At 74.4% G+C, this 25318-nt stretch carries 24 protein-coding genes and 1 tRNA gene; 9 read left to right on the top strand and 16 right to left on the bottom strand.

Translation table 11 applies throughout. The features are described 5' to 3' along the window. The first annotated feature begins 19 nt into the window (after positions 1 to 19). A complete protein-coding gene (locus tag ACSNOC_RS04125) occupies positions 20 to 2383 on the top strand; it encodes an Hsp70 family protein (RefSeq protein WP_436745834.1) in 2364 nt (787 codons plus the stop codon). Between the two features lie 40 nt (positions 2384 to 2423). On the opposite strand, the gene ACSNOC_RS04130 is transcribed toward ACSNOC_RS04125, so the two are convergent. Next, on the bottom strand, positions 2424 to 3563 hold the full coding sequence (locus ACSNOC_RS04130; RefSeq protein WP_436745835.1) for a CapA family protein: 1140 nt from the start codon (positions 3561 to 3563) through the stop codon (positions 2424 to 2426). A gap of 9 nt (positions 3564 to 3572) precedes the next feature. Beyond that, the gene (locus ACSNOC_RS04135; RefSeq protein ID WP_436745836.1) at positions 3573 to 4820 is read right to left on the bottom strand and encodes a PucR family transcriptional regulator; all 1248 of its coding nucleotides are present in this window, start codon (positions 4818 to 4820) and stop codon (positions 3573 to 3575) included. A 243-nt stretch (positions 4821 to 5063) separates the two neighbouring features. On the opposite strand from ACSNOC_RS04135, the gene ACSNOC_RS04140 reads away from it, so the two are divergent. The 4 genes from ACSNOC_RS04140 (at position 5064) to ACSNOC_RS04155 (ending at position 7947) form a co-directional block, all read left to right on the top strand. Beyond that, a complete protein-coding gene (locus ACSNOC_RS04140; protein ID WP_436745837.1) occupies positions 5064 to 5906 on the top strand; it encodes an SGNH/GDSL hydrolase family protein in 843 nt (280 codons plus the stop codon). Positions 5907 to 5981: 75 nt separating this feature from the next. Then, a complete protein-coding gene (locus ACSNOC_RS04145) occupies positions 5982 to 6869 on the top strand; it encodes a poly(ethylene terephthalate) hydrolase family protein (RefSeq protein WP_436745838.1) in 888 nt (295 codons plus the stop codon). 43 nt (positions 6870 to 6912) lie between these two features. Continuing rightward, complete coding sequence (locus ACSNOC_RS04150; RefSeq protein WP_436745839.1) at positions 6913 to 7800, top strand: alpha/beta hydrolase fold domain-containing protein; 888 nt, start codon at positions 6913 to 6915, stop codon at positions 7798 to 7800. Positions 7801 to 7873: 73 nt separating this feature from the next. Beyond that, positions 7874 to 7947: transfer RNA gene (locus ACSNOC_RS04155), tRNA-Met, on the top strand. 58 nt (positions 7948 to 8005) lie between these two features. On the opposite strand, the gene ACSNOC_RS04160 is transcribed toward ACSNOC_RS04155, so the two are convergent. From ACSNOC_RS04160 to ACSNOC_RS04195, 8 genes are all read right to left on the bottom strand, one after another. Beyond that, positions 8006 to 9691, bottom strand: coding sequence for a bifunctional serine/threonine-protein kinase/formylglycine-generating enzyme family protein (locus tag ACSNOC_RS04160; protein WP_436745840.1), 1686 nt, complete (start codon positions 9689 to 9691; stop codon positions 8006 to 8008). Further along, entirely contained in the window at positions 9688 to 10572 is an 885-nt protein-coding gene (locus ACSNOC_RS04165; RefSeq protein WP_436745841.1) for an Ig domain-containing protein, read from the bottom strand. The genes ACSNOC_RS04160 and ACSNOC_RS04165 overlap by 4 nt, the downstream gene beginning before the upstream one ends. Positions 10573 to 10576: 4 nt before the next feature. Next, positions 10577 to 11644, bottom strand: coding sequence for a hypothetical protein (locus tag ACSNOC_RS04170; protein WP_436745842.1), 1068 nt, complete (start codon positions 11642 to 11644; stop codon positions 10577 to 10579). After that, the gene (locus tag ACSNOC_RS04175) at positions 11641 to 13503 is read right to left on the bottom strand and encodes an FHA domain-containing protein (RefSeq protein ID WP_436745843.1); all 1863 of its coding nucleotides are present in this window, start codon (positions 13501 to 13503) and stop codon (positions 11641 to 11643) included. Before ACSNOC_RS04175 ends, ACSNOC_RS04170 begins: the two co-directional genes overlap by 4 nt. Positions 13504 to 13663: 160 nt before the next feature. Continuing rightward, positions 13664 to 14365 (bottom strand): Crp/Fnr family transcriptional regulator, encoded by a 702-nt coding sequence (locus ACSNOC_RS04180; RefSeq protein ID WP_436745844.1) that lies wholly within the window; start codon positions 14363 to 14365, stop codon positions 13664 to 13666. A 20-nt stretch (positions 14366 to 14385) separates the two neighbouring features. Next, the gene (locus ACSNOC_RS04185) at positions 14386 to 14817 is read right to left on the bottom strand and encodes a hypothetical protein (RefSeq protein ID WP_436745845.1); all 432 of its coding nucleotides are present in this window, start codon (positions 14815 to 14817) and stop codon (positions 14386 to 14388) included. A gap of 201 nt (positions 14818 to 15018) precedes the next feature. After that, positions 15019 to 15933, bottom strand: coding sequence for an SDR family NAD(P)-dependent oxidoreductase (locus ACSNOC_RS04190; protein WP_436745846.1), 915 nt, complete (start codon positions 15931 to 15933; stop codon positions 15019 to 15021). 4 nt (positions 15934 to 15937) lie between these two features. Then, positions 15938 to 16468 carry a nuclear transport factor 2 family protein gene (locus tag ACSNOC_RS04195; protein ID WP_436745847.1) on the bottom strand — a complete coding sequence of 177 codons (531 nt, stop codon included), beginning with the start codon at positions 16466 to 16468 and terminating at the stop codon, positions 15938 to 15940. Positions 16469 to 16617: 149 nt separating this feature from the next. On the opposite strand from ACSNOC_RS04195, the gene ACSNOC_RS04200 reads away from it, so the two are divergent. After that, positions 16618 to 17670 carry a LysR family transcriptional regulator gene (locus tag ACSNOC_RS04200; RefSeq protein WP_436745848.1) on the top strand — a complete coding sequence of 351 codons (1053 nt, stop codon included), beginning with the start codon at positions 16618 to 16620 and terminating at the stop codon, positions 17668 to 17670. On the opposite strand, the gene ACSNOC_RS04205 is transcribed toward ACSNOC_RS04200, so the two are convergent. Then, positions 17567 to 18214, bottom strand: a complete 648-nt coding sequence (locus ACSNOC_RS04205; RefSeq protein ID WP_436745849.1) for a M15 family metallopeptidase — start codon at positions 18212 to 18214, stop codon at positions 17567 to 17569. The genes ACSNOC_RS04200 and ACSNOC_RS04205 overlap by 104 nt on opposite strands. Positions 18215 to 18380: 166 nt before the next feature. Between ACSNOC_RS04205 and ACSNOC_RS04210 the strand changes: the two genes are divergently transcribed. Together ACSNOC_RS04210 and ACSNOC_RS04215 are read left to right on the top strand one after the other, a co-directional pair. After that, the gene (locus ACSNOC_RS04210) at positions 18381 to 18695 is read left to right on the top strand and encodes a GNAT family N-acetyltransferase (RefSeq protein WP_436745850.1); all 315 of its coding nucleotides are present in this window, start codon (positions 18381 to 18383) and stop codon (positions 18693 to 18695) included. Positions 18696 to 18787: 92 nt separating this feature from the next. Continuing rightward, a complete protein-coding gene (locus ACSNOC_RS04215; protein WP_436745851.1) occupies positions 18788 to 19363 on the top strand; it encodes a YdeI/OmpD-associated family protein in 576 nt (191 codons plus the stop codon). 79 nt (positions 19364 to 19442) lie between these two features. On the opposite strand, the gene ACSNOC_RS04220 is transcribed toward ACSNOC_RS04215, so the two are convergent. Beyond that, positions 19443 to 19862 (bottom strand): Fur family transcriptional regulator, encoded by a 420-nt coding sequence (locus ACSNOC_RS04220; RefSeq protein WP_436745852.1) that lies wholly within the window; start codon positions 19860 to 19862, stop codon positions 19443 to 19445. 438 nt (positions 19863 to 20300) lie between these two features. On the opposite strand from ACSNOC_RS04220, the gene katG reads away from it, so the two are divergent. After that, positions 20301 to 22532: a catalase/peroxidase HPI gene (gene katG, locus ACSNOC_RS04225; protein WP_436745853.1), complete on the top strand. Its 2232-nt coding sequence runs from the start codon at positions 20301 to 20303 to the stop codon at positions 22530 to 22532. A gap of 61 nt (positions 22533 to 22593) precedes the next feature. On the opposite strand, the gene ACSNOC_RS04230 is transcribed toward katG, so the two are convergent. From ACSNOC_RS04230 to ACSNOC_RS04245, 4 genes are all read right to left on the bottom strand, one after another. Then, positions 22594 to 23172, bottom strand: coding sequence for a GNAT family N-acetyltransferase (locus ACSNOC_RS04230; protein ID WP_436745854.1), 579 nt, complete (start codon positions 23170 to 23172; stop codon positions 22594 to 22596). A 53-nt stretch (positions 23173 to 23225) separates the two neighbouring features. Continuing rightward, the gene (locus ACSNOC_RS04235; protein WP_436745855.1) at positions 23226 to 23927 is read right to left on the bottom strand and encodes an MgtC/SapB family protein; all 702 of its coding nucleotides are present in this window, start codon (positions 23925 to 23927) and stop codon (positions 23226 to 23228) included. Between the two features lie 73 nt (positions 23928 to 24000). Further along, entirely contained in the window at positions 24001 to 24942 is a 942-nt protein-coding gene (locus ACSNOC_RS04240) for a CorA family divalent cation transporter (RefSeq protein WP_436745856.1), read from the bottom strand. Positions 24943 to 24976: 34 nt separating this feature from the next. Then, positions 24977 to 25186 carry a hypothetical protein gene (locus ACSNOC_RS04245; protein WP_436745857.1) on the bottom strand — a complete coding sequence of 70 codons (210 nt, stop codon included), beginning with the start codon at positions 25184 to 25186 and terminating at the stop codon, positions 24977 to 24979. Positions 25187 to 25318: the final 132 nt, after the last annotated feature.

A 25318-nucleotide genomic window follows, 5' to 3' on the forward strand; every position in this document is an offset into this window, starting at 1 on the left:
GAGCACAAGGAGCGGCGCCTTGCCCACGGAACCCACCCTGGTGGTGGACTTCGGAACCTGCACCTCCTCCGCGGCCCTGGTGGCGGGCGGAGAGGTGACGCTGCTGCGCGAGCCGGTCAGCGGGTCGTGGTCCTGGCCCTCGGCGGTGGCCCTGGACGGCGGGACGCTGCTGGTCGGCACCGCCGCCGACAGCCGCCGCCGCATCGACCCGGCGGCCTACCGGCACGAGTTCAAACGGGAACTGGGGCAGAGCGATCCGCTCTGGCTGGGCGAGCGGCGCCACCACGTGACCGACCTGGTCGCCGCCGTGCTGCGGGCGTTCCGCGCGGCGGCCGAGCCGTTCACCGCCGCGCCCGTCGACCGGCTCGTCCTGACCGTCCCGGCCACCTACGCCGTGGGCGACCCGCGCCGCGACCGCATGCTGGCGGCCGGGACGGACGCCGGGTTCGCCGAGGTCGAGCTGCTGCCCGAGCCGGTCGCCGCCGCCCTGGCCCCGCTGGCCGGCGGCCCCCTCGCCCCCGGCACCACCGCCCTGGTCTACGACTTCGGCGGCGGCACGTTCGACGCGGCGCTGGTCCGCACCGGGCCGGACGGCGACATCACCGTCCTGGGCCGCCCCGCCGCCCTGGACGACCACGGCGGCCGGGACATCGACGACCTGATCGCCGCCCACATCCGCCGCTCGGGCGCCGCGGTCTTCCCCGGTTCCGCCGGTTCCCCCGGTTCGTCCGGCGCGCCCGACGAGAGGACGGCCCTCCAGACCAACCTCGCTCTCGCGGACTTCGCCCGGCAGATCAAGCACCACCTCACCGGCGACACCGAGGCCAGGGACGTCATCGCCCCCGGCGCCCCCGAGTACCGCCTCAGCCGGGAGCGGCTGGCCGAGCTGATCACCCCGCTGGTCGCCGGGACCGTGGCCTGCTGCCGGGACCTCGCCACCGCCTGCGGCGTGCGCCCGGCCGACATCGACGCCGTCGTCCTCGTCGGCGGCACCGCCCAGATGCCGGTGGTCACCGACGCCGTCACCCGTCAGCTGGGCCGGCCGCTGCGCCGCGCCATGGACCCCGCCCTGGCCGTCGTCCAGGGCGCCGCCGCCTGGGCCAGGGAAAGGGACCGCCGCGTGCAGCCCACGACCGCCACCTCCACCGCCGTCCCCCTGTCCTGGACACTGCCGGACGGCTCCGCGACCGTGGTCCGGTGGCTCGTCGAACCCGGCGGGCACTACCGGCCGGACGCCCCGCTGCTCGTCGTGCGCACCGCCGACACCACGCTGCGGCACCTCCACGCCCCCGCCCTCGCCGGCGGCGTCCTGCGCGCCCGGCACGCCGCGCCCGGTGCCCGCGTGATGTCGGGCGACTGGCTCGCCACCGTCGCACCGCCGCCCGCACCGGTCCCGGCGCTTGCCGTGCGACCGCTGGACGAGCCGAAGCTGATCCAGGTGCACAACCTGTCCAGCCGTGTGCTGCGGGTGATGTTCGGACAGGGCCTCAACCCGCTGGCCGCCGCGCCGGAGTCCGGCCCCGTGCGGCTGTACGACGCCGTCACCGCGACGTTCGATCGCGTGGTCACCCCGCCGGGGACGGCGCGCACCGTCGCCCTCAGCGCGGACGGGCGCTGGCTCGCCACCGCCGGTGACGACGGGGTCGTGCGGCTCCACGACCCGGCGGCCGAGTACCGGGTACGGCACTCCCTGCCCCATCCCGCCCCCGTCTGGGTGATGCGGTTCAGCCCCGACGGCGAGCTGCTGATGACCATGGGCGACGACAACGCGGTGCGGATCATCCGGACCGAGACCGGCACCACGGAACGCGTCCTGGACTTCCCCGGGCCGCTGTGGGCGCTGGACCTCAGCCGCGACGGGTGGCTGCTGGGCACGGCGTCCCAGGACCGCGCCGTCCGGTTCCACCATCTGGTCACCGGCCGCGAGTGGGAGTTCCGCCTGGACTGGAATGCCTACCGGCTGGCGCTCGCCCCCGACGCGACGACCGTGGCCGTGGACACGTCCGTGGCGTCGCCCGCGGGCGGCGCCGACGAGCCCGCGAAGCCCGGGAAGTGGCTGCACAAGCTCGCCGACGCCACCTCGGCCAGCAGATTCCGGCTGGAGATCCGCGACTGCGCGAGCGGTCGGACCCTGGCCAGCCACCTCCACGAGCGGGAGTTCTTCCGCCTCGACTTCAGCCCCGACGGCCGCTACCTGGCCGCCGCCACCGCCCAGACCGTCCGGGTCCTCGACACCGCGCGGGGCACCTGGCGCACGCTGACCCAGGCCGCTCCCGTCCGCTACGCCGCGTTCAGCCCCGACGGCCGCTACCTGGCCACCGGCACCGGCACCTCGGACGGCAGGGGCGACGTGTGCGTGTGGTCGTTCGCCGAGTTCGCCTGACCGCGCGCCGCCTGACCAACGCGCCGCCGCGCCGGGCCGGTCAGGGGCCGGCCGGTCGCCCCGCGCCGGGCGGCGGGTGGAGGGTGAGCGTCCCGTCGGGCCCGTGCTCGACGCGGCAGCCGAAGTCCCGGCTGACGCCGTCGAGGCAGCGGCGCAGCCAGGCGGCGTCCTCGCGGGAGGCGTGCGCCAGCCGCATGCGGCGGGCCCGGAAGGGCACCATCCGCAGCCCGGCCAGGGCGCCGGTGTCCTGTTCCACCGTGACGAGGTACAGCAGCCGCAGGTCGTCCCGGAACTGCTCGTAGCCGCCGATGCCCTCGTAGTCGTTGACGAAGTCGCCGCAGCCGTGGAGGACGAGCTTTCCCCGGTACACCTCCAGCGGGCGGGGGTGGTGCGAGGAGTGGCCGTGCACCAGGTCCACGCCGCCGTCGACGAGCGCGTGGGCGAAGCGGACGTCGTCGGCGGTCACGTCGTAGCCCCAGTTCGGTCCCCAGTGGACCGAGACGACCGCGATGTCGCCCGGTCGCTTCGCCTGCCGCACGCGCCGCGTGATCCCCGCCGCGGCGGCCTCGCCCGGCCCGGCGACGACGTGCACCCCGGCGCGCTCGCCGGTAGCGGCCCACGCGTGCGGGACGCCGCTGGACGGCATCCCGCACGCGAAGACCAGCACCCGGCCGCCGCCGTCGACCGGGACGACGGCCGGCCGCCCGGCCCCGGCCGCGTCCCGGCCCGCGCCCGCCGTGGCCAGGCCCGCCCCGGCCAGGGTGGCGAGCGTTTCCCGGAGTCCGGCCGTCCCGAAGTCCAGCACATGGTTGTTGGCCAGGACGCAGACGTCGGGGCGGGCGGCGGCCAGGGCCGGCAGGTTGGCCGGGTGCATCCGGTAGTGGATCTCCTTGCCGGGCGCGAACCGGCCGTCCGCCGTGACGCTGGTCTCCAGATTGACGATCCGGACGTCGGGGGCGGCCTCGTCGAGGACGGGGAGCGCCTCGCCCCAGGGCCAGGAGAAGCCGGCCGGCCGCGGGATCGGCCCGTTGGCCGCCTCGGCCAGCTCGACGTAGGCACGGGCGTCACGGACGTACGCCTCCCGCAGCGCCGGGTCACCGGGGTGCGGCAGGATCTGGTCGACGCCCCGGCCCAGCATCACGTCACCGCAGAGGGACAGGGTGACCAGGCCGCCGGGCATGACCCCAGACTAAGCGGCGGGGGCGGCGTCCAGCCCGATGACCGCCGCGCACAGGGTGAGCAGGTCCGCGCTGCCGGCCGTGTCCAGGCCGGTGAGGGCGCTGATCCGGCCGAGCCGGTAGTCGACCGTGTTGGGGTGCACGCCCAGCCGGGTGGCGGTGCGGCGGCGGTTGAGGTCGCTGTCCAGGAAGACCCGCAGGGTGTGGAGGAGGTCGGGGCGCTCGCGAACGGGCTCCAGCAGCGCGACCAGGTGGTCCAGGGCCGGTCCCGGACGGCTGAGCTGGTACTCCAGCGCCAGGTCCGCGAGCCGGTAGACGCCGCCCGGCCTTCGACAGGTCAGCGCCACGTCGCGCAGCTCCCGGGCGAGGCGCGCCGCGGCCGGGACACCGGAAGGCGCGCAGGGCTGGACGCCGGCCACGATCCCGGCCCCGGAGGCACCGGCCAGACCCGTGACGAGGCCGGTCAGCCAGTCCCAGTCGTCCGGGCCGAACGCGTGGTGCGGGGTCCGGTGGGGGACCAGCGCCAGGCCCTCGTCGGCGGTCAGCCGCAGGAGCGCGCCCCGGCCGACACGCCGGTCCAGCTCCTCCCGCAGCCGCCGGACCTTGCGGCGGGCGGCGATCGAGGCGTCGACGCCCCGGGTCCGCTCGTCGGGGTGCGGGCCGACGGCGACGGCCAGGACGAGGTAGGTGACGGGGAGCACGATCCCGGCGCGAGCCGCGTGGGCGTCCGGATCGGTCCCGTCCAGCAGCGCGGCCAGCAGCGCGTGGCGGGCGGCGCTGTGTTCGTCCTGCTCGGCGTCGTGCTCGTCCAGGTAGCCGGCCGAGACCGCGGCCGCGATGTGGCCGAGGTGGTCGAGCATCAGCCGCTGCACCGCGAACGCCTCCCGCGCGTCCGTGGTCCCCGCGGCCGGGAACAGCGCGTCGAGGCAGGCCCGCGCGCCGACGTGGTAGGCGCTGATCACCGCCTCGATGGGCATGCCCTCCTCGGCGCGCTTCGCCGCGGAGGCGCGGATCCGCGCCAGGTAGTCCGGGGAGGGGGGTTCGCCGGTGCGCAGCGCCTCGGCGAGCGCCCGGAGGGTGGCCTCGACGACGCGCCGCACGTCTCCGTCGATCTGCTCCGCGGGCAGCCGGGCGTAGGCGGGGAGCGCGGCGGTCACCTGCCCGGTCACCTCGGACGTGAGCCGCGAAAGATCGGCGATCAGCCTGCGCGGCAGGGCCGCCCCGCCGGTGCGGGGCGCGGCATCGCTGTCGCTCGTCACCGTTCGCTCCTTCCGGGATCCGATCCGGTCTCCGGCCGCGCCGCTGCCCGGGCGGGTCCCCGGCACGGTACCGGACCGGCGCGGCCCGGACGAGGCACCGGCGGGCGCGCACCACGAGCCGCTTTGTCACCCGCCACAACACGACCGCCCGCGATTCGGCCAGAAGGCCAAACGGCGGCGGGCCGCCGCGACGGCAGCATGTGGAACGCACACGAGGCGGAACACGGAACTGACGGAGGCCCCATGCGACGGAGCAGGACCACCCCGGCCATCCCGGTCATCACGGCGGCGGCGCTGACGGCCGCCCTGAGCTGGGCGGCGGCCCCGGTGCACGCCGACGACGGCCCGCGGTACGTGGCGCTGGGCGACTCGGCCGCCGCCGGACCCCTCATACCGGCACAGACCGACGCCGGCTGTCTCCGCTCCGACCACAACTACCCCGCCGTGGCCGCCGAGGCGCTCGGCGCCGAGCTCACCGACGTCTCCTGCTCCGGCGCCACCCTGGAGGACTTCGACAGCGGCGGCGCACCCCAGTACGACGCCCTCGACGCCGCGACGGACCTCGTCACCGTCACCATCGGCGGCAACGACAGCAACCTCGTCGGCACGAGCCTGGGCTGCGTCAACCTCCTCCCCCCGCCGCTGGGCCTGTCCTGCGCCGACCGCCTCACGGCCGGCGGCACCGACCGGGTCGCCGCGTCGATCGAGGCGTGGGCACCCGCGTTCGGCCGCGCCCTGGACGAGATCCACCGGCGCGCCCCCAACGCGCGGGTCCTCGTGGTCGGTTACGGCACCTACATCCGCGACGGCGGCTGCTGGCCCACCCAGCCGGTCTGGGGCAAGGACGCCGACTACCTCCAGGGATCGGTCGACACGCTCAACGACGTGCTGCGCGAGCAGGCCCGGCTGCACGGGGCGACGTACGTCGACATCGCCGCCGTCAGCGCCGGGCACGACACCTGCGCCCCGGCCGGCGAGCGCTACCTGGAGGGCCTCGTCCCCACCAGCCCCGCCGCCCCGCTGCACCCCAACGCCCGCGGCATGGCCGCCTTCGGCGCCGCCGTCGCCGACGCCGCCCGCGGCTGACCCCGCGCGCGATCCCGGAACCGAGCGGACCGGGCGCGCCGAGCGCACCCGGCGGAATCAAGGAGAACGCCCCCCATGGGACAGCACAGGATGAACCGCAGGCACCTGCTGAAGGCCGGAGCGGCCGGCGTGGTCGTGACGGCCGCCACGGCCGCGGCGGCGTCGGGCGCGACCGGTCCGGCCACCCAGCGGCAGAGCCTCTCCGCCACCGACCCCACCGCCGCCTGGGACGCCCGCGGCCCCCACCGGGTGGCCACCAGGAAGACGGCCGTCACCACCTACTACCACCCGGAGGCGCCCGCCACCACGGGGACGACGTTCCCGGTGGTCCTCTGGGGGAACGGCACCTTCGCCGTTCCCGGCGTCTACCAGGCGCTGCTCGGCCACTGGGCGAGCCACGGGTTCATCGTCGCCGCGGCCAACACCCCCTTCGCGAACAGCGGCGCGGAGATGCTCGCCGGCCTGGACGACCTGACCGCCGAGAACGCCCGGAAGGGCGGCGCGTTCCACGGCGCGGTGGACCTGGCCCACGTCGCCACGACCGGGCACTCCCAGGGCGGCGCCGGAGCGCTCAACGCGGCCTTCGACGCGCGCGTCACCTCGGTGCTGCCGCTCCAGCCCGGGCCCCTGGCCTCCGCGACGGACCTGCACTGCCCGATGCTGCTGCTCACCGGCGCGGCGGACCGGATCGTGCCGCCCGACACGGTGGTGTCGGGCTTCTACGAGAAGGCCCGGGTGCCCACCGTCTACGCGTCGCTGCGGGACGCGGACCACTTCGCGCCCACGTTCACCCAGGACGGCGGAGGCTTCCGCGGCCTCACGACCGCGTGGCTCCTGGCCACGCTCAGGGCGGACGCCGCGGCGCGCCGCGTCTTCGGCGCCGCGTTCCCGCTGGCCGGGCACCCCGAGTACGCCGACGTCCGGCGCAACCAGGCGGCCCGGGACACGTTCGCCGGCTGGTAGAAACGCGGCGACGGACCCGGCGCGAAGCGAGGAGCGCACACGGATGACAAGCTGGCAGATGAGGGCGGTGTCGGTGCTGCTGCGCCGCACCCGGAAGCCGCTGTGGGTCAGCGCCGAGCGCATGCGCGCGCACCTTGGGCGGCCGAAGAAGAGCTGGCGGCCCCCGGCGTCCCTGGCCGCGCGCCATGACGTCGGCAGCCGGTCGGTGCGGGACACCCCGTGCTGCACCGTCCGGCCGCGTGGTCACCGGAACGGCTCCGTGGTGATCTACCTGCACGGCGGCGGCTACGTCAACGAGATCGTCAAGCAGCACTGGGCCCTGGTCTCCCGGCTGGCGGACGCGGGAGCCCGCGTCGAGGTCCCCCTGTACGGCCTCGCGCCGCGGCACACCTACCGCGAGGCGTATCCGTTCCTCACCGACGTCTACCGGCAGGTGCTCACCGACGTCGAGGCCGACCGCGTCACGTTCGTGGGCGACTCCGCCGGCGGCGGCCTGGCCCTGGGGTTCGCCCAGACCCTCGCCGCCGCCGGCCTGCCGCAGCCGCGCCGCCTGGTGCTGCTGTCCCCCTGGCTGGACGTGACCGTGAGCAATCCCGCCGTGATCGCCCTGGAGGACAAGGACCCCTGGCTGGGCCGCTCCGGCGCCCTGGAGGCGGGCCGGGCGTGGGCGGGCGGCGACGACCCCGCCGACCCGCGGCTGAGCCCGATCAACGGGCCGGTGAAGGGGCTGGCCCCCATCACGGCCTACGTCGGCACCCACGAGATGATCTATCCCGACGTGCTCGCGCTCCGCGACCGCTGCGCGGCCGAGGGGGTGCCGTTCGACCTGACGGTGTGCGAAGGCGCCGTCCACGTCTACCCGTTGATCCCCGTCCCGGAGGGCCGCAGGGCCGCCACCGACATCGCCCGCCGGGCCACGGCCCGTTCCTGACCCCCGCCCCCGGCCGCGCGGCGGGCGGGTGGTCGGGAACCGGCGGGGAATGGCGTAGAGTTGGGATCACCGCCGCGGGGTGGAGCAGCTCGGTAGCTCGCTGGGCTCATAACCCAGAGGTCGCAGGTTCAAATCCTGTCCCCGCTACGACAGAAGGCCCGGCGTTCCCCGCCGGGCCTTCGTGCGTGCGGCGGGAACGCCCCGGTCAGCGCTCCCCGAGGCGCCGCTCCTGGTAGACGATGGCGGCCGCGCAACGGAAGCCCACCGAGGCGCTCTTGTAGTCGATGGCGGCCGGGAGCTGCATCGACACCGCGCCGTACGCGGCCACCGGATCGTGCCACGCGCCGCCGCATACCGCCCGCATGTCCGCGTCGCGGCCCTGGGCGTGCGCCTCGCGGCTGTGGGAGACCCACTCGCTGACGTTGCCCGCCATGTCCGCCACCCCGAACGGCGACCGGCCGTCGGACTCGCCCTCGGTGAAGGCGTGGACCGGGCTGGTCGTCGGATAGCGGCTGAGGGGGAACGCGGCGTGGTTGCAGCGCCGTTCCTCGAAGGTGTCCCCCCACGGATACGTCCGGTTGTCCCGGTCGCCCCGCGCCGCCTTCTCCCACTCCAGGGGGTGGGCCAGCCGCTTCCGCGACCACAGCGCGTAGCACAGCGCGTCCCGCCAGGTGACGTGCGTCACCGGGTGGTCCGGCCTCAGGTTGCAGGCGTCCAGCAGGCCCTCCGGGGCCGGGTAGTTGGTGGCGTCCACGAAGTCCTTGAAGGCCAGGTTGGTGACCGGCGCGACATCGATGTCGAAGCCGGGGACGAACACCTCGCGCGGGGGATCGTCCGGCGGGGCGAGCCGTTCCAGGTTGCGGGGGTCGGGGGTCATCCCGGCCGCCATGAGGGCCTGCCGCGCCTGGTTCTGCGTCAGCCCGTGCGTGAAGACACCGGGCGGCACCCGCACCATGCCCGGGCGGGGCGGCGCCGCGTACCGCTCGTACATCGCCTCCCCGCAGATCGCGCAGTCGGCCGCGCGCGTCCCGGCCGCCGCGACGAAGCCGCAGCCCCGGCAGAACGGCTGCTCGACCTCGCGCGCGGCCACGTCGGCGCGGAGCTCCGGGGCGCCGAGCACCGCGGCCATCTCGGCGGCGGCCGGGCGCTGTTCGGGGCGGGAGTCGAGGGCGCCGCACACCAGGTCGAGGACGGGCGCGGGCGCGAACGGGTGGGCACGGGCCAGCACCGCGCGCAGCTGCGGCGGATCGGCCGACTCGCGCGGGTAGCCGCCGGTCAGGCACTCGTAGAGGATGGTCCCCAGGGCGAACACGTCGTCGGCCGGGTGGTCCAGCCGGGGGTCGACGCGACGCTCCGGTGACTGGTAGTCCCGCACGCCGGCGGTCAGGCCCGCCACGTCGTGGGCCCGGGAGAGCCCCCAGTCGATGAGCCGGATCTCGTTGTCCCCGGTGAGCAGGACGTTGCTGGGCTTCAGGTCCCGGTGGCGGATGTCGCGCTCGTGGGCGAAGGCGATCGCGGCGGCGATCTGGCCGCCCATCCGGACCGTCTGGCTCAGCGACTGACGGCGGCCCCGGATCAGCGACCGCAGCGTCGGCCCGTCCACGTACGACACGAACAGCACCGGGCCCAGCTCGTCCAGACTCCGCAGCGCCAGCAGGGCCCGCGCGACGTACGGCGCCTCGCGCAGCTTCGAGACGACGATCCGGCACTCGCGGAAGAACGCCTCGGCCACCTCCTCGCCGCCGGCCTGGAGCACCTCCGCCTTCAGGCGCTTGATCACCTTCCTGCCCTCGAAGTCGTCCTCCAGCACGCCCACTTCGGCGAATCCTCCGTGCCGCACCTCGACCACCGTCTCCCCGGTGGACAGCACCATGCCGGTCTTCAGTGTCACGACGCCTGCTCCTTCCAGCGGCGGATCTTGTTGACGATTCCTTCGAAGCCGCCCCCGAAGAGCACCATGGAGCCCCAGGCGACGACGAAGACGGCGAGCAACAGCCAGCGCAGCAGCCGCTCGTGCAGCGGCTCCGGGCCCTCCGCGACATCCATCCGGACCTCCTGCCGTGCGGTGGTGCCGTTGGCGTCCGTCACCTTCACGGTGAAGTCGCTGGTGCCCGCCTCGGGTTCGCCGGTGAGCGTGCCGTCGGCCGAGAGCGTGAGGCCGGACGGCAGGTCGTCGCTCTCCCATTGGTACGGCGCGGCGCCGGAGTCGGTGCGGAACGTGTGGCGGTACGCCTCGCCCTCCGTCGCGTCGTCGAGCAGCATCCGGGGGCTGACGACCCGGGGCGGTGCCTGTCCGGCGTTCTCGGTGCCGGAGGGCTCCACGCGGAAGTCCAGTGCGCGCACCTCCGAGACGTGGCCGCTGCCGTCGGTGACCCGGACCCGCACCCGCGTGGCCTGGGCCCGCTCCGGGGTTCCCGCGACCGTGCCGTCGGGGGAGAGGGACAGACCGTCGGGCAGGTCGCCGCCCGCGCTCTGCCACGCGTAGTCGCCGTCGCCGCCCTCGACGGCGAGGGTGAGCGCGTACGGCTGCCCGGCGATGGCGGCCGGGGCCGCCCGGGTCGTGATCAGGGGCGTGACGTTCCGCGGGGTGCCGCCCGCCTCGTTCTCCGCGCTCCCGCTGAAGGCGCTGACCACGCTGAGGGTGATGGCGAGGAACATCAGGGTCGCGATGACGATCATGAGCAGGTCCACGAAGCGGAGTTCCACGGGCGCCGCGTCGGCCCCCGGCCGGGCCCGCCGCCTGGTGTAGACGGGTGTGGGGGTGATGGTCATGGGGTCAGCTCCGGGGCGGGGAGGGCCGGTACGTCCGGCTGATCACGAGATCCCGGGCCATCTCGCCGTGGATCAACTCCAGCCGGCGGTCGACCGATTGCAGCAGCGGGCCGAGGTGGGCCAGGTCCAGGGCGGAGAGTTTGGTGGCCGAGTCCGCCATCACCCGCCTGGCCTCGCCGACTTCGCGGGCCAGACCGGCCAGGTGACCCGCCAGCTCCGCCGTGGCGGCGCCCGGGGCGGTCGCACCGCCGTCTCCCCGGACGCCCGCGCCGACACCGGTGATGATGTCCAGCGTCACGTCCTCCACCTCCAGCAGCACCCGCTGCTCGCGGGAGTTGGCCCAGGTGAGGAGCGTGTGGCAGGCGACGCTGGCGGCCAGGGCGAACAAGGTGACGGTGAACGCGTGGGCCAGGGCCGGGATGACGCCCGAGGCGAGACCGTCGCGGAGCTGGGTGTAGTCCGACGTGGCCGCCACGCTGCTGCCGAGTCCGTCCACGGCGCGCGCCATCTCCGAGGCGGTGCCCAGGAAGCCGAGCGCGGGCAGCGCCCAGACCAGGGCGCGGGCCGGGCCGTAGGTCACCTCGCTGTGACCGTGGTCGAGTTCGGAGTGAGCGGCCAGGGTGGCGGCGGCCGGGCCGGCCGCCGCCTCGGCCTCCGCCAGTGCCGCGAGGCGCCGGCCCACGAGGGAGTTGTGCAGCGGGAGGCCGTTGAGCCGTGCCCTCACGAAGCGGTGGAACTCACCGATGGACGGCGCGGCGGCCCGGGCGGCCAGGGCGCGCCGGACGTGCGTGAGCAGGACCCGCTCGCGGGAGGCGTGCGCCAGCCGGGCGAGGGCGAACAGCACGGCCCAGAGCGCCGCCCCGAGCACCAAGGTCGCGATCGTCTGCGCCCCGCCGCCGCCGTCGCGCAGTTCACGGACGAGGGGGAACCAGTCGAGCAGCCCCAGCGGCACGGTGACGGCGGTCAGGCAGACGGCCACCACCCCCGCCCCGAAGAAGGCGCGGGGCGCGCGGCGCGTGGGGGGCATCGGGCCGGTGGTGGAGAAGGCCGGGGGTGAGGTGAGCGTGGTCAATGGATCTCTCCTCCTGCGGAGTCCGCGGGACCTGTGGTCGTGGTCGTGGTCGGGACAGTGGTCGGGGTCGGGGCGTGTGCGGTCCGGCCGTTGGCCGAGCGGGTCTCCTGGGGATCGGCGAATTCGATCCGCCAGTGGCGCGGCCGGCCGTCCGTGCGGGGCCGGACCGGGATGTGGACGCGGTCGCCGTCCCTGAGCCGGGTGCGCCGCGCGACGGGCTCGGGTTCGTCGTCGCCCCTCCGGTGGATCAGCGGCCTGTTGTCGCCGCGCGGCACCAGCCACCAGTGGCCGTCGTCGCGCTCCAGGCGGCAGTGGTCGCGGGAGATCCAGCTCAGCGGATCGGTGTCGAGCACGATGTCGGGCGGGGCGGTGCGCGGCGCGGGCCGGCCCAGGGTCACCACGGTCCGGGGGGCGCCCATGTCGTCGTGGAGCCGGTACGTCGACACGCGCCCCTCCGGGTCGGTGAGCCGCAGATACTCCGCGTGCCGGTCCTCGGCGCGCTCGCCGTCGCCCGGCGGCGGGCCGGGGACGGGACCGATCGCCGCGGGCGGCGGCGCCGGAGGGGCGTCCCGGGCGGGCAGCCGCTCCAGGCGCACCGACGCCGCCGCGGCGGTGGGGCCGTGCCGGGTCGCCTCCACCGCGGGCAGCACCGGCCAGCACTCCGCCCACAGTTCCGGGCGGACGGTGACCACCAGGTAGGAGCCGCACTCCGCCAGCCGGGCGGCGTGCCGCAGCAGATCCTCGGCGAAGGCGACTCCCGGGCGGTCGGCCGCCGGGTCGTTCAGGTCGACGACGCCGCCGCTGCGGCGGGCGAGCGGCAGCCCGGAAACGGCCGGGCGGGACCAGTCCTTCACCACGTCCACGACGCCGATCCCGTCGCGGTCCGCCAGGCCGCCGAGCAGCCACAGCGCCGCGCTCCGGCGGTCCCCGGGGTCGCCGGCCACGACCACCAGGTGCCGCTCGCACAGCGGCGCCCGGGCCCGCCGCACCGCGGGGGGCGGCGTGTACCGCCGGGTGGCGGCGGCGAGTTCGGCGGCCGGAACCGGCCGGGTACCGGTCCCGGACGCCGTCGTCACGTGCGCCGCGATGCCGCCGTTGACCACGCCGCCCTGCGTCACGGAGCCGGTGATCCGCCCGTCGATGCGGTTGATGATCGTCGGGCCGCCCGCCGGCGCGTGCGCCGGGCCCGCCGGGTCCGGCGCGGCGTCGGCGGGCCCGGCGAAGCCGGTGCCCAGGATCAGCCCCGAGGGCTTCGGCACGAGGAGCCACGCCTCCTGGTCGAACTGCTTCACCTGCGCCCGCACCGGCGCCAGCTGGCCCGGCCGCAGCAGCGAATAGCCCGCCTCCACCACGTCGTTGACGACCCGCCGGGAGACGACGACGGTCAGGAACGTCACCTCGGGGTCCGTCCGCGCCAGCGCCTCGCGCAGCGGGCGGCAGTCCAGCAGCCGGTGCACCTCCGTCATCGTCGTGCACACCCCGTCGTCCGGCACCGGGCCGAGGTGTACGGCGGCCCGCAACCGGATGCCGCCCACCCGCCGGGGCAGCCGCGCCGACTCCTCCGCCAGGCACTCCTGCAGCGCGGGGAGCAGGCGGTCGAGCAGGCGCGGCGTCCGCTCCGACGGCAGTCCGAAGACGAACCCGTCGCCCGAGACCTGCGGGAACAGCACCTCCTCCCAGTCCAGTCCGGCGCGGCGCGTCGCCTCCCGCAGCGCCGTCAGCTGGGCGTCCCGCAGCACCGGCAGCATGTCGCTCGGCCGGGCGGAGAAACTCTCGATGTCCACCGCGAGGAGGGTGCGGTAGTACGGCAGTTCGGGGCTGGGCGGGCCCGGGCGGGCATCGGTGTCCAGCAGGTCCATGGGCGGTCCTCAGGCGAGCAGGGAGCTGTCGGCGGTCGGCGGACAGCAGTCAGCAGTCAGCAGTGGGGAGTTGGCAGCCGGACGGGGAAGTGTCCGGAGTCGTCACCATGGCCCATGCCGCCGGGGACCGGTGACGAAAAATAGGCAGTGCGAGAGTGAATTACCGGCGGGCCGGTGCGCTGTCGCCGGGAGCACCGTGCCGCGCGTACCGCCGGAGGCCCGGCATGTCGAGAACGGTGATCTCGCGGGGCGCCGTCGCCACGATCCCCTGCCCGCGGAGGGTCTTCAGCGCGCCGCTCATCGAGGCGCGGCATCCGCCGCACATGCGGCCGAGTTCCTCCTGCGACATGCGGAGGTTCACCACCCAGCGGTCGGGTCCGTCCGGGACCGCGTGCGTGAGCAGGGTCCTGCACAGGCGCTGGACGAACGGGAGGGCGACGAGTTCGGCCCGGAACCGTTCGGACTCCTGGAGGCGTTCCCACGAGAACCGGTAGATCAGCGGATGGAGCCCGTGCCGGGTGATGAACCACTGGAAACGCTGGGCCGGTACAACCCGCACGTCGCAGGCGTCGATCGCGACGACCGTGGCGGTGCGCGTGCTGCCGCCGAGAACGGAGATCTCGCCGAGCACCTCGCCCGGATACCGCACCGCGAGCGGCATCCCGAAGCCGTCGGCCACGGAGAGCTGGACCTTCACCCGGCCCCGGCGCAGCACGTGGATGGCCTGCCCCGGGCCGCCCTCCCACATCAGCGTGTGGTCCGGCGGGTAGCGCCTGGTCGTGCCGCAGCCCAGCAGATCGTTCCAGCAGGCGGGCGACAGCAGGGCGCCGAGCCCCGTCAGACCGCGTGTGCCATCGGTCATCGTCGGGCCCCCTCCCCGGCTCAGCGGTCCGGTCCGGCGTCGAGCAGGACGAGATCCTCCGGCGTCAGGCTGCCCGACCCGAACAGGCCGGTCAACACGTTCCGCCCGAGCCGGTTGCAGGATGGCGGGTGGGGGAATCCGGTCCCCGCCGGCCGGTGCCCGACCTCGCCCGGCGCTCCGTCGGAGCACGCCTGGCCGAGGGCGGCCAGGACGAGCCGCCCGCCCGGCTCCGTCACGGACAGCGCCGCGCGGCCCGGGGCGACGAGCACCGGCTCCCCGGAGCGGAACACCCGGCGGTCGCGCGCCGGCCGGAACCGCGCCTCCCCGGTGCCGCGCAGCCGCCAGTGACCGTGGCGGTACGTCAGTTCACCCTGCCTGCGGCTGACCCGTAGGTCCGCCGTGCCGACGTCGCCGTCGACGGAGCAGGCGTGCAGTGTGCCGGCGCCGCTCATCGTCACCCTCCTTGTGGCCGCGGGCGTTCACCGCTGCCAGCATGCCGGTGCCGCCGGGGGACCCCTCCCCATCCGGCTGACGGCAGGTCAGCCCGGGGGAGACCGGGGACGGGGTACGCGGCTTCCGGCGGGTTCGGCACGGGCGGGTTCCGAGGGGCGTGCCCGTTCACGCCGACCGGCGCGTCAGGACCGTACGGTCGCTCAGCCGGTCAGGTAGCCGCCGGAGGCGTCGACGTCGGTGCCGACGACGGGTGCCGCCTCGGGGGAGCCGAGCCACATCATGACCCGGGCCATCTCCTCCGCCCGCACGATGCGCCGGATCGGGTAGTCCTGCGCGATCTGTTCGTACGTCACACCGAACGCCTCGGCGGCGCGCCGCAGCATCGGGGTGTCCACGGCGCCGGGCGCGAAGGCGACCACCCGGATGCCGTCGGCGGCGTACTCCAGCGCCGCCACCTTGGTCAGCGCGGCGACGCCGTGCTTGCTCGCGTTGTACGGGGCGATGGTGGCGAACCCGACCTCCGCCGAGATCGAGGCCGTGTTCACGATGACGCCCCCTCGCCGGGACAGCATGTGCGGGATCTCGTACTTCATGGCGAGGAAGACGCCGCCGACGTTGGTGCGCCAGACGTCCTCCATGTCCGCGCGGGACTGCTCGTGCAGGCGAACCGCGCGCGGGCTCTCGACGCCCGCGTTGTTGAAGGCCACGTCGATCCGGCCGTGGCGCTCGACGCAGGCCGCGACGAACTCCCTGACCTGGCTCTCCTCGCGGACGTCGGCGCGCACATAGGTCGCGTCACCGCCCGCCGCGCGGATCGCGGACTCGACGCGGCGGCCCAGCTCGGCGCGGCGCCCGCAGAAGAAGACCCGGGCGCCCTCTCCGGCCAGCACCCGGGCCGCCGCCTCACCGATCCCGGAGGTGGCACCGGTGATGAGCACCACCTTGTCGCTGAAACGCCCGGCGCCCCCGCCCCCGCCCCCGGCCGCGGTCCCGTCCCCGGCCGCGGCCCGGGCCGAGCCCGCGACCGCGCCGGCCGTCACACCCGCCGCCGCCCCGGCGCGCAGCACCCGGCGGCGGGACGCGTCTCGCGGCGGCTCCTGCCCCCGTCCGCGCATGACGTCACTCCCTTCCGGCGAGCCGGTCCGGCAGCGGAGCCAGCGGGTAGGTCCGCCAGAAGAACGCGTCGGCCGCGTGCTGGTCCCCGGCGAAGTTGACGGCCTCGGCGATCTTCTGGTCCCGGATGCGGAAGGCCAGCGCCCAGGTGATGTCCAGGCCCTCGGGTGCCGTGCTCCACCCCCGGTGCAGGTCGATGACCCAGTCTCCGTCAGCCGCCAGGCACAACGTCTCCGCCCGGAATCCGGCGCGCCCCAGCTCCCGGAAGAAGGCCAGGACTTCCTCGATGCCCTCCTTGGTCCCCGACAGCGGATGGTGGCCGGGAATGGTCCACCGGACATCCGGTGCGAAGAACGGCCGGAGGGCGTCGGGATCGCCCGTGCCGTACGCCTCGTAGTAGCGGCGGATCAGCCGCACATGAGGGTGCTCGCCCGTCCCGGCCGGCGCCGCGCCGGCCGTCTGCGCCCCACCCAGCACCGCGGCGGTCAGACCCACCGCGCCCAGTCCCGCGCCCCGCAGCACGCTGCTCCTGCTCACGGACTCGCTCCCGCCCACCGGCACGCTCCTCCCCATCGGTTCCCCGCCCCCCGCACCTCCACGGAATCAGCCGCGCCGGATGTGGTCCAATGCCTGCGTCCATACGTTTCAGGCATGGAAGCTCCGAGCGCGGGTTCAGGAGGCCGGCCGTGGATGTCGACACCAGGGTTCTGCGCTACTACGTGGCCGTCGCCGAGCACCTGAGCTTCACCCGGGCCGCGCGCGAACTCTTCGTCTCGCAGCCGTCGTTGAGCCGCCAGATCCAGCGGCTGGAGAGCGAGCTGGGGGCCGCGCTGTTCGTCAGGACCGGCAGGCAGGTGCGGCTCACGGCGGCCGGTGAGAGCCTGCTGCCGGTCGCCCGCCGGATGCTGGGCGACTGGCGGCAGGCCGTGCGCGAGGTCCGGACGTCGGAGGCCGCGCGCAAACGGCTGCTGCGCGTCGGGTTCGTGGCGACCGGCGCGGGGTCACTGGGCCGGCGGGCCCGAGCCGTCTTCACCGCCCGCCACCCGGAGATCGTGGTGGAGCCGAAGCGGTTCGACTGGGGCGGCGAGGCGGACGCCCTGCGGCAGGGGCTGGCGGACGTCGCCTTCGTCTGGCTGCCCGCGGACCTCTCCGGGCTGCACGCGCACGTCGTCGCGACCGAGCCGCGGTGGGTGGCCATGGCCGCCACGCATCCGCTGGCCGCCGCCACGGCCGCCGCCTCCGCCACGGCTGCCGACGCCGACGCCGACGCCGTGAGCATCATGGACCTGCGGGACGAGCCCCTGATGTGGACCCGCAAGGCGCCCCGGGAATGGGTCGACTGGTGGGCGGTCAATCCCCGGCCGGACGGATCGGCGCCGCGGTGGGGGCCCGAGAACGACAACGTCGAGGAGATGCTCGAACACGTCGCCGCCGGACACGGCGTCTGCCTCGCCAGCGAGTCGATGGCGGGCTACTACGCCCACCCGGAACTGACCTGGCGCCGCGTCACGGACATCGAGCCGCTCCGCGTCGCGGTCGCCTGGCCCGAGGGCCCGGCCAACCCCCTGGTCCGGGCCTTCGTGGAAACGGTCACCGGCCTCGCCACCGCGTCCCCGGACCGGCCCGAGGGCGCGGTCAGCCACGGTCCCGCGGCCCGTACCGGGCGGCCGGGGCCCGCGTCATCGCCGCCCAGTAGCGGTCCCCGAACGACCAGTGCCACCACTCGGTCGGGTAGTTGACCATCCCGGCCGCGCTCAACGCCCTGATCATCGCCGCCCGGTTCTGCCGGGCGCGCGGGGCGAGCCCGGGAGCCCGGGTGTAGCAGGCGCCACCGCTCTCCTCCGGCGTGGCCGCCTCGGGACAGCCCATGTCCACCTCGGTACCGTCACCGGCGCACACCGTCAGATCGACGGCGGCTCCGGCCACGTGCCCGGCGGTCTCCAGCGGCGCGACCCACCGCGCGGCGGCCGTCCTGAGCTCCTCCGCCGACGCGTCCGGACGCGACCGCCGCAGCGAGGCCACGTAGCCGTCGAACACGGCCTGCTGACGCGCGGCCGGGCGATATCCCTCCACCAGCAGCCAGTGCCGGTCGTCGGGCAGCGACGCTTCCGCCCGGACCAGCCGTTCGAGGACTCCCGCCCGCAGGTGCGCCCAGTCCCCGGCCGGGTCGGAGCGCCGTCCGTCGACGCGGAGCACACCGCGGCAGTCGACGAGCGGCTCACCGCACTCCACGACGGGAACGCCGGTCACCCGCGGATCCGAGATCAGCACGATCTGCTCCACGCACCGAGCATGCCCGTCCCCGGCGCGGGGCAGGCCACGGGATCGCGAGGGCCTGTCCGGGCGGCGGCCGGGCGCCCCGGCGGCCGGGTGAGGAGGGCGGTGGCCGGTGGCAGGATGGCGGGGGAGAGCAGCCGAGCGGTGCCGCGGCACCAGCGGGAGTCAGGAGATGAACGTGGCCGAGCAGATCACCGTCGAGGACATCCGTGAGGAACACCACTTCCGGGCCACGGTGGGCGGCCAGGTCGCCGGGCGGGCCGACTACATCCGCACCGACCGGCTCATCGCCTTCGTCCACACCGAGGTCCTGCCCGCCCACGAGGGGAAGGGCGTGGGCGGCGCCCTGGCCAGAGCCGCGCTGGAGCAGGCCAGGGAAGAAGGTCTCCCGGTGCTCCCGGTCTGCCCCTTCATCGCGGGGTGGATGGACCGGCATCCGGAATTCGCGGATCTCCGCTACCGCGCCAACAGCAGCGTCAAGGACTGATCGCGCCGCCACTCCCGTGCCGGGACGGCGGCGTTGCGGGGGCTTCCCGGGACGCCGCCGCCGCGGATTCCGCCCTGTGGTGGACTGATCCCGTGGAGCGCGAAGAAGAGGTCCTCGAATTCCCCACGGCCGAGGCCCTGGAGACATGGCTCGCGGAGCGTCACGCGACCTCCCCCGGAATCTGGCTGAAGATCAGGAAGAAGGCCCCCGGCAGCGTCTCCCTGGACTACGCCCAGGCGCTGGACGTCGCGCTGTGCTACGGCTGGATCGACGGGCAGAAGGCCGGTCTCGACGCCACCCACTGGCTCCAGCGGTTCACGCCCCGGCGGCCCGGCAGCCGGTGGTCCAGGGTGAACCGCGAGAAGGCGATCGCCCTCATCGAGCAGGGACGCATGAAGCCGCCGGGCATGGCCGAGGTCGAGCGGGCCAAGGCCGACGGGCGGTGGGAAGCCGCCTACGCGGGCTCCGCCACCGCCTCGGTGCCGGACGACCTGGCCGCCGCGCTGGCGGCCGAGCCCGCGGCGGCCGAGTTCTTCGCGACGCTGGACAGCCGGAACCGTTACGCGATCCTGTACCGGGTGGAGGAGGCCAAGAAGCCCGAGACCCGGGCGCGACGGATAGAGAAATTCGTCGGGATGCTGGCGAACGGCGAGAAGATCCACCCCTGACCCCGGGAAGGCACGCACCGGCCGTGGCGACCCGCCGGGCCCGTCCGCCGTCCGCCGCGGGGGGCTTCGCCGCGCTCCCTCACGCCGCCTGGGCGCAGGACGGGCACAGCCCCCGGTAGGTGACCTCGACCGCGGACACGGTGAAGCCGAACCGCCCCTCCGGCGGGAGGTCGGCCAGCGGATCGCCGGCCGGGTGGACATCGCGGACGGTGCCGCAGGAAGAGCACACCAGGTGCTGGTGCGGGTGGTGGGCGTTGGGGTCGTAGCGCTTGGCGCGGCCGTCGGTGGAGACCTCTATGACCTCTCCCAGGGACACCAGCTCGCCCAGGGTGTTGTATACGGTCGCCCGGGAGATCTCGGGCAGCCGCTGCGCCGCGCGGGCGTGCACCTCGTCGGCCGTGAGATGCACGTGATCACCGTCGAGGACCTCCGCGACAACACGTCGCTGGGAAGTCATCCGCCAGCCACGTCCTCGCAGCCGCTCCAGCAGGTCACTCATGTCGGATCACCTATTCAGGAGTTTGGTGGGACATTCCAGGTTAACCAGTGGACGCCCGGGTTCCGGTGGGCAGGGGGTTTGGTGCGCGTCTTGACCTGCACTCTGTCTAACGTAGGATCTGTTCCGGCGATAGCCAAGGGGCGCGAAGAGCCCAGTACGGCAGGAGACAGAGACGTGACGGGATCACCGCCGAGGATTTCGCGGTGCCGGCCCGCGGGCGACGGCCGCCCGCGTCGCCCTGCTCGTCCCCTTCCGGGGCGATGACCTCCGCGCCGTCGAGACGATCGCCCCCGGGGCACGCCGCCGGGAGGGCCGCGTCCCACGCGCACGGCTTCCCGGCCGGCGAGGACGAAGCCGTCACCCCGGGCGCTGTGCCTCAACCGTTTCACCGCCCGCAGTTCCTGAGCACCGACATCGGCTCGGGCCGGAAGGATTCCCATGTCTGAGAACCATGATGCAATCGTCGTAGACGCGAAGACGGAGGGCGCGGGGGGCTGCCCGGTCGCGCACGGGCGCGCCCTGCATCCGACCCAGGGCGGCGGCAACCGCCAGTGGTGGCCGGAGCGGCTCAACCTGAAGATCCTCGCCAAGAACCCCGCCGTGGCCAACCCGCTCGGCGAGGAGTTCGACTACGCCGAGGCGTTCAAGAGCCTCGACCTCCCGGCGGTGAAGCGCGACATCGCCGAGGTGCTGACCACCTCGCAGGACTGGTGGCCGGCCGACTTCGGCCACTACGGCCCGTTCATCATCCGGATGGCGTGGCACAGCGCCGGCACCTACCGGATAAGCGACGGCCGCGGCGGCGCCGGTGCGGGCCAGCAGCGCTTCGCCCCCCTCAACAGCTGGCCGGACAACGGGAACCTGGACAAGGCGCGCCGCCTGCTGTGGCCGGTCAAGAAGAAGTACGGCCAGAGCCTCTCCTGGGCCGACCTCATGATCCTCGCCGGCAACGTCGCCCTGGAGTCGATGGGCTTCCAGCCCTTCGGCTTCGGCGGCGGCCGGGAGGACGTCTGGGAGCCGGAGGACGACGTCTACTGGGGTCCCGAGACCACCTGGCTCGGCGACGAGCGCTACACCGGCGACCGGGAGCTGGAGGAGCCCCTCGGCGCCGTCCAGATGGGCCTCATCTACGTCAACCCGGAGGGCCCGAACGGCAACCCGGACCCGATCGCCGCCGCCCGGGACATCCGTGAGACCTTCCGCCGGATGGCGATGAACGACGAGGAGACCGTCGCGCTCATCGCGGGCGGCCACACCTTCGGCAAGACCCACGGCGCGGGCCCGGCGGACCACGTCGGCCCCGACCCCGAGGCCGCCCCGCTGGAGGAGCAGGGCCTGGGCTGGCGGAACTCCTTCGGCAGCGGCAAGGGGGGCGACACGATCACCAGCGGCCTGGAGGGCACGTGGACCCCCACCCCGGTGACGTGGGACAACAGCTTCTTCGAGACCCTGTTCGCCTACGAGTGGGAGCTGTTCAAGAGCCCCGCCGGGGCGCACCAGTGGCGGCCGAAGAACGGCGCCGGGGCGGGCACCGTCCCCGACGCCCACGACCCGTCGAAGAGCCACGCCCCCACGATGCTGACGACCGACCTGTCGCTCCGGTTCGACCCGGTCTACGAGCAGATCTCGCGGCGCTTCCTGGAGAACCCCGACGAGTTCGCGGACGCCTTCGCCCGGGCGTGGTTCAAGCTGACCCACCGCGACATGGGCCCGGTCGTGCGCTACCTCGGCCCGGAGGTCCCGGCCGAGACGCTGCTGTGGCAGGACCCCCTGCCCCCGGTGACGCACGAGCTGATCGACGCGGAGGACATCGCCTCCCTCAAGGCCCAGATCCTCGCCTCGGGGCTGTCCGTGTCCGAGCTCGTGTCCACGGCGTGGGCGTCGGCCTCGTCCTTCCGCGGCAGCGACAAGCGCGGCGGGGCGAACGGCGCGCGCGTCCGCCTCGAGCCGCAGCGCGGGTGGGAGGTCAACGACCCCGACCGGCTCGCGACCGTGCTGCGCGCCCTGGAGGGGATCCAGGCGTCCTTCAACGCCGCCCAGACCGGCGGCAAGCGGGTCTCGCTCGCCGACCTGATCGTGCTCGCCGGTGGCGCGGCCGTCGAGCAGGCGGCCAAGGCCGCCGGGTTCGACATCGAGGTGCCCTTCACGCCGGGCCGCGTGGACGCGTCGCAGGAGCAGACGGACGTGGAGTCGTTCGCCGCCCTGGAGCCGACCGCCGACGGGTTCCGCAACTACCTCGGGAAGGGCAACCGGCTCCCGGCCGAGTACCTGCTGCTCGACCGGGCGAACCTGCTCACCCTGAGCGCCCCCGAGATGACGGTCCTGGTCGGTGGCCTCCGCGTCCTGGGCGCGAACCACCAGCAGTCGTCGCTGGGTGTCCTCACCGCCACCCCCGGTGTGCTGACCAACGACTTCTTCGCCAACCTGCTCGAACTGGGCACGACGTGGCAGGCGACGTCCGGGGACGCGAACACCTTCGAGGGGCGCGACGCCACCACGGGCGAGGTCAAGTGGACCGGCAGCCGTGTCGACCTGGTCTTCGGGTCGAACTCCGAGCTGCGCGCGCTCGCGGAGGTCTACGCGAGCGATGACGCGAAGGAGAAGTTCGTGCGCGACTTCGTCGCGGCGTGGGACAAGGTCATGAACCTGGACCGGTTCGACCTCGCCTGAGCACGGCCTCGCCGTCCGAGCACGGTATCCGGGCCGGCCCGCACGGGCCGGCCCGGACCCGTCAGCGGGGGAGAGGGATCTCGTAGTGGAGCGTGGCGAAGCCCGGACCGTGTTCGCCGGTGGTGCGGGCGTCGAAGACCTGCTTGGCCATGCTGTCCCAGAAGGGCTGCGCCCCGGGGATGTTGACGTTGGTGTGCAGGTAGACGGTGGCGTATCCGGCGCGGTCGGCGAACGCGGTGGCGCGCTCCACCATGGCGCGGGCGAGGCCGTGGCGCCGGTGCTCGGGACGGACGTAGACGCGCAGGAGCTGGGCCGTGGTACCCGAGGGGTACCGCTCCACGATCCAGCGCGGGTGCGGTGGGTGGACGGGGCCGCGCGAGTGCAGGGCGGCGGTGGCGACCACCTCGTCGCCGCGGGCCGCGACCATGAGCAGGTGGCGCGGGTGGGCGAGGTAGGTGCCGTGCAGGTCGATGACGTCGGCGTGCCACTCGGGCCGGTAGCCGTAGCCGAACTCCCGGTAGAAGGTGTCCAGCATGACGCCGCGCGCCCCGTCCAGATCGGCGGCCTCGGCGGGCCGGACCGCGTAGGGGCCGATCGTCCGCCGGAGAGCCGTCGTGTGGGGCTGGTGGGATACGTGCATGCGAGCAGGCTAAATGAAAACGACTGTCAACTCCAAAGCGCTTGCGGTTGCCGTCAGGGTGCGGTGTCGTCGACGTGCCAGTGGAGGTCGTGGACACCGGGTTCGAGGGAGAGACGGGTGATGAGCTGTTCGAGGGCGGGGGCGGGCTTGCCGGTGAGGGCCACAGTGGCGCGCAGGGTCGTGTGGTGGTGCCGGCGCTGGGCGCGCAGGCCGGTCGGGGCGAGGCCGGTGCCGACCAGGCACTGCAGGAGCAGGGCGCGGATGTGGACCTCCTCGCGGCGGTCGCAGGTCAGGTGGACGGTGGCCGGGACGGTGTCGGTGTCCGGGTCGTGCTGGGGGATGCGGTCCAGGAGGCGTCCGGCGGGGCGCAGCAGGAGATGGACGGCCAGCACGGCGGTGGTGGCCAGCAGGGCGAGGGCCGGGCGTCCGGCGGCGGCCAGCACGCCGACGGCCGCGGAACACCACAGGGTGGCGGCGGTGTTGAGGCCGCGGACGGACGCGCCGTCGCGCAGGATGACGCCGCCGCCGAGGAAGCCGATCCCGGAGACGACGTAGGCAGCGACCCGGGTGGGGCTGCCGGGGTCGCCGACGGCCTCGCTGTAGAGGACGAAGAGGGTGGCGCCCGCGGCGACCAGCGTGTTGGTGCGCAGCCCGGCCATGCGGGCGCGCCACTGGCGTTCGACGCCGATGAGCGCGCCGCAACCGGCTCCGGTGGCCAGGCGGACGGTGAAGTCGAGAGTGGTCAGGCTCTGCATGGCGGGCACCTCCTCGGGTGCTGTCGTGCCCGGGACGGGCGGGGCGCGGGACGTGCCCGCGGGCGGGTGGTGATCAGCGCAGCCAGCCGCGGCGGCGGATGTACCACAGCGGGATCATCGCCGCGACGAGGGTGAGCAGGGTGGTGGCCAGGAAGCCGTGCTCCCAGGCGAGTTCGGGCATGTGCGTGAAGTTCATGCCGTAGAAGGTGGCCACCAGGGTGGGCGGCAGGAACACGGCGGTGATGATCGTGAAGACCTTGACGATCTGGTTCTGCCGCACGTTCAGCGAGGTCATGATCGACTGCTGGAGGTAGCGGACCTTGTCGTGCTCGAAACCGGCGTGCTCCTGCACACCGTTGATGTCGGCGATCAGGATGTCCAGCAGCCCGGCCAGCCGCACCTGGTCGACGGGGAGTTCGGCGCGCAGGTGCCGGGCCGCCCTCGCCAGCAGCAGTTGGGACTCCTGGCAGCGGGAGACGACCTCCTCGGTCTCGTTCATCCGCGCGAGGGTGTCCTGCATGTCGCTGACCCCGATCTCCTGGCCCCAGGCGTTGGTACCGCCGTTGACGGCCCGGGCGATCTCGTCGTTCATCGCCTCCAGCACCTCGCTGGCGTGCTCGATCACGCGCCCGGAGGCTTCGTTGAGGGCGTACAGCAGCGCGTACATCACCCCGTGCGAGGTCTCGGCCAGGTGCGGGGTGCGGCGGATGCGGGCGAGGGCCTTGTCGAACGGGGCGAAGCCGGCCGTCGGCTGCCAGGTCACCAGCACCTCCGGGCCCAGGGCGAAGACGACCCGGACGCGGTGGACGGTGTCGCCCTCCCGCACGTTGACGGTGACAGGGAGATAGAGGAAGTCGTCGGTCTCCCACACCCGGCCCGCCGCGGCGTCGAAGTCCACCCCGGTGCGCTGGCGCACCACGCGGGCGGCGTACGGGTCGTCCGCGGGCACCGGTATCCACCGCCGGCCCAGGACGGCGCGGTCGAACCCGGCGTGCACGGTCGTGTTGACGGTCATGATGTCCGGACCTCCTCGGGACGCGGCAGGGGGATCAGGGAGTGCGTACGGGGGTGAAGGGCGACGTGGACGAACTCCCCGCGTCGCCCGGCACCGGCGGCGGCTCGGGGGCGGTGTAGTGCACCAGCAGCAGAGCGGCGCAGATGAACAGGTACAGGCCGACGGTGAACCGGATGGCCTGCCGCTCCAGATGAGGACGGCACGGCCGTGCCGGGCGCGGCGTCCGGGACATGAGTGTGACCACGGCGGACAACTCCCTCGGAAGATCGTGGAGAACCCTGAGAGCGACGGCGGGAAACGGCCGCGGCGGCCCACGACGAGCACGCTCACGGCAGTGATGAGCGGCCCGGTGCGGGCAGGGCAGGGCTGTCTCTTA

It is taken from the genome of Streptomyces sp. URMC 129, from assembly GCF_051386415.1.
In the GTDB taxonomy this organism is placed as follows: Bacteria; Actinomycetota; Actinomycetes; order Streptomycetales; family Streptomycetaceae; genus Streptomyces.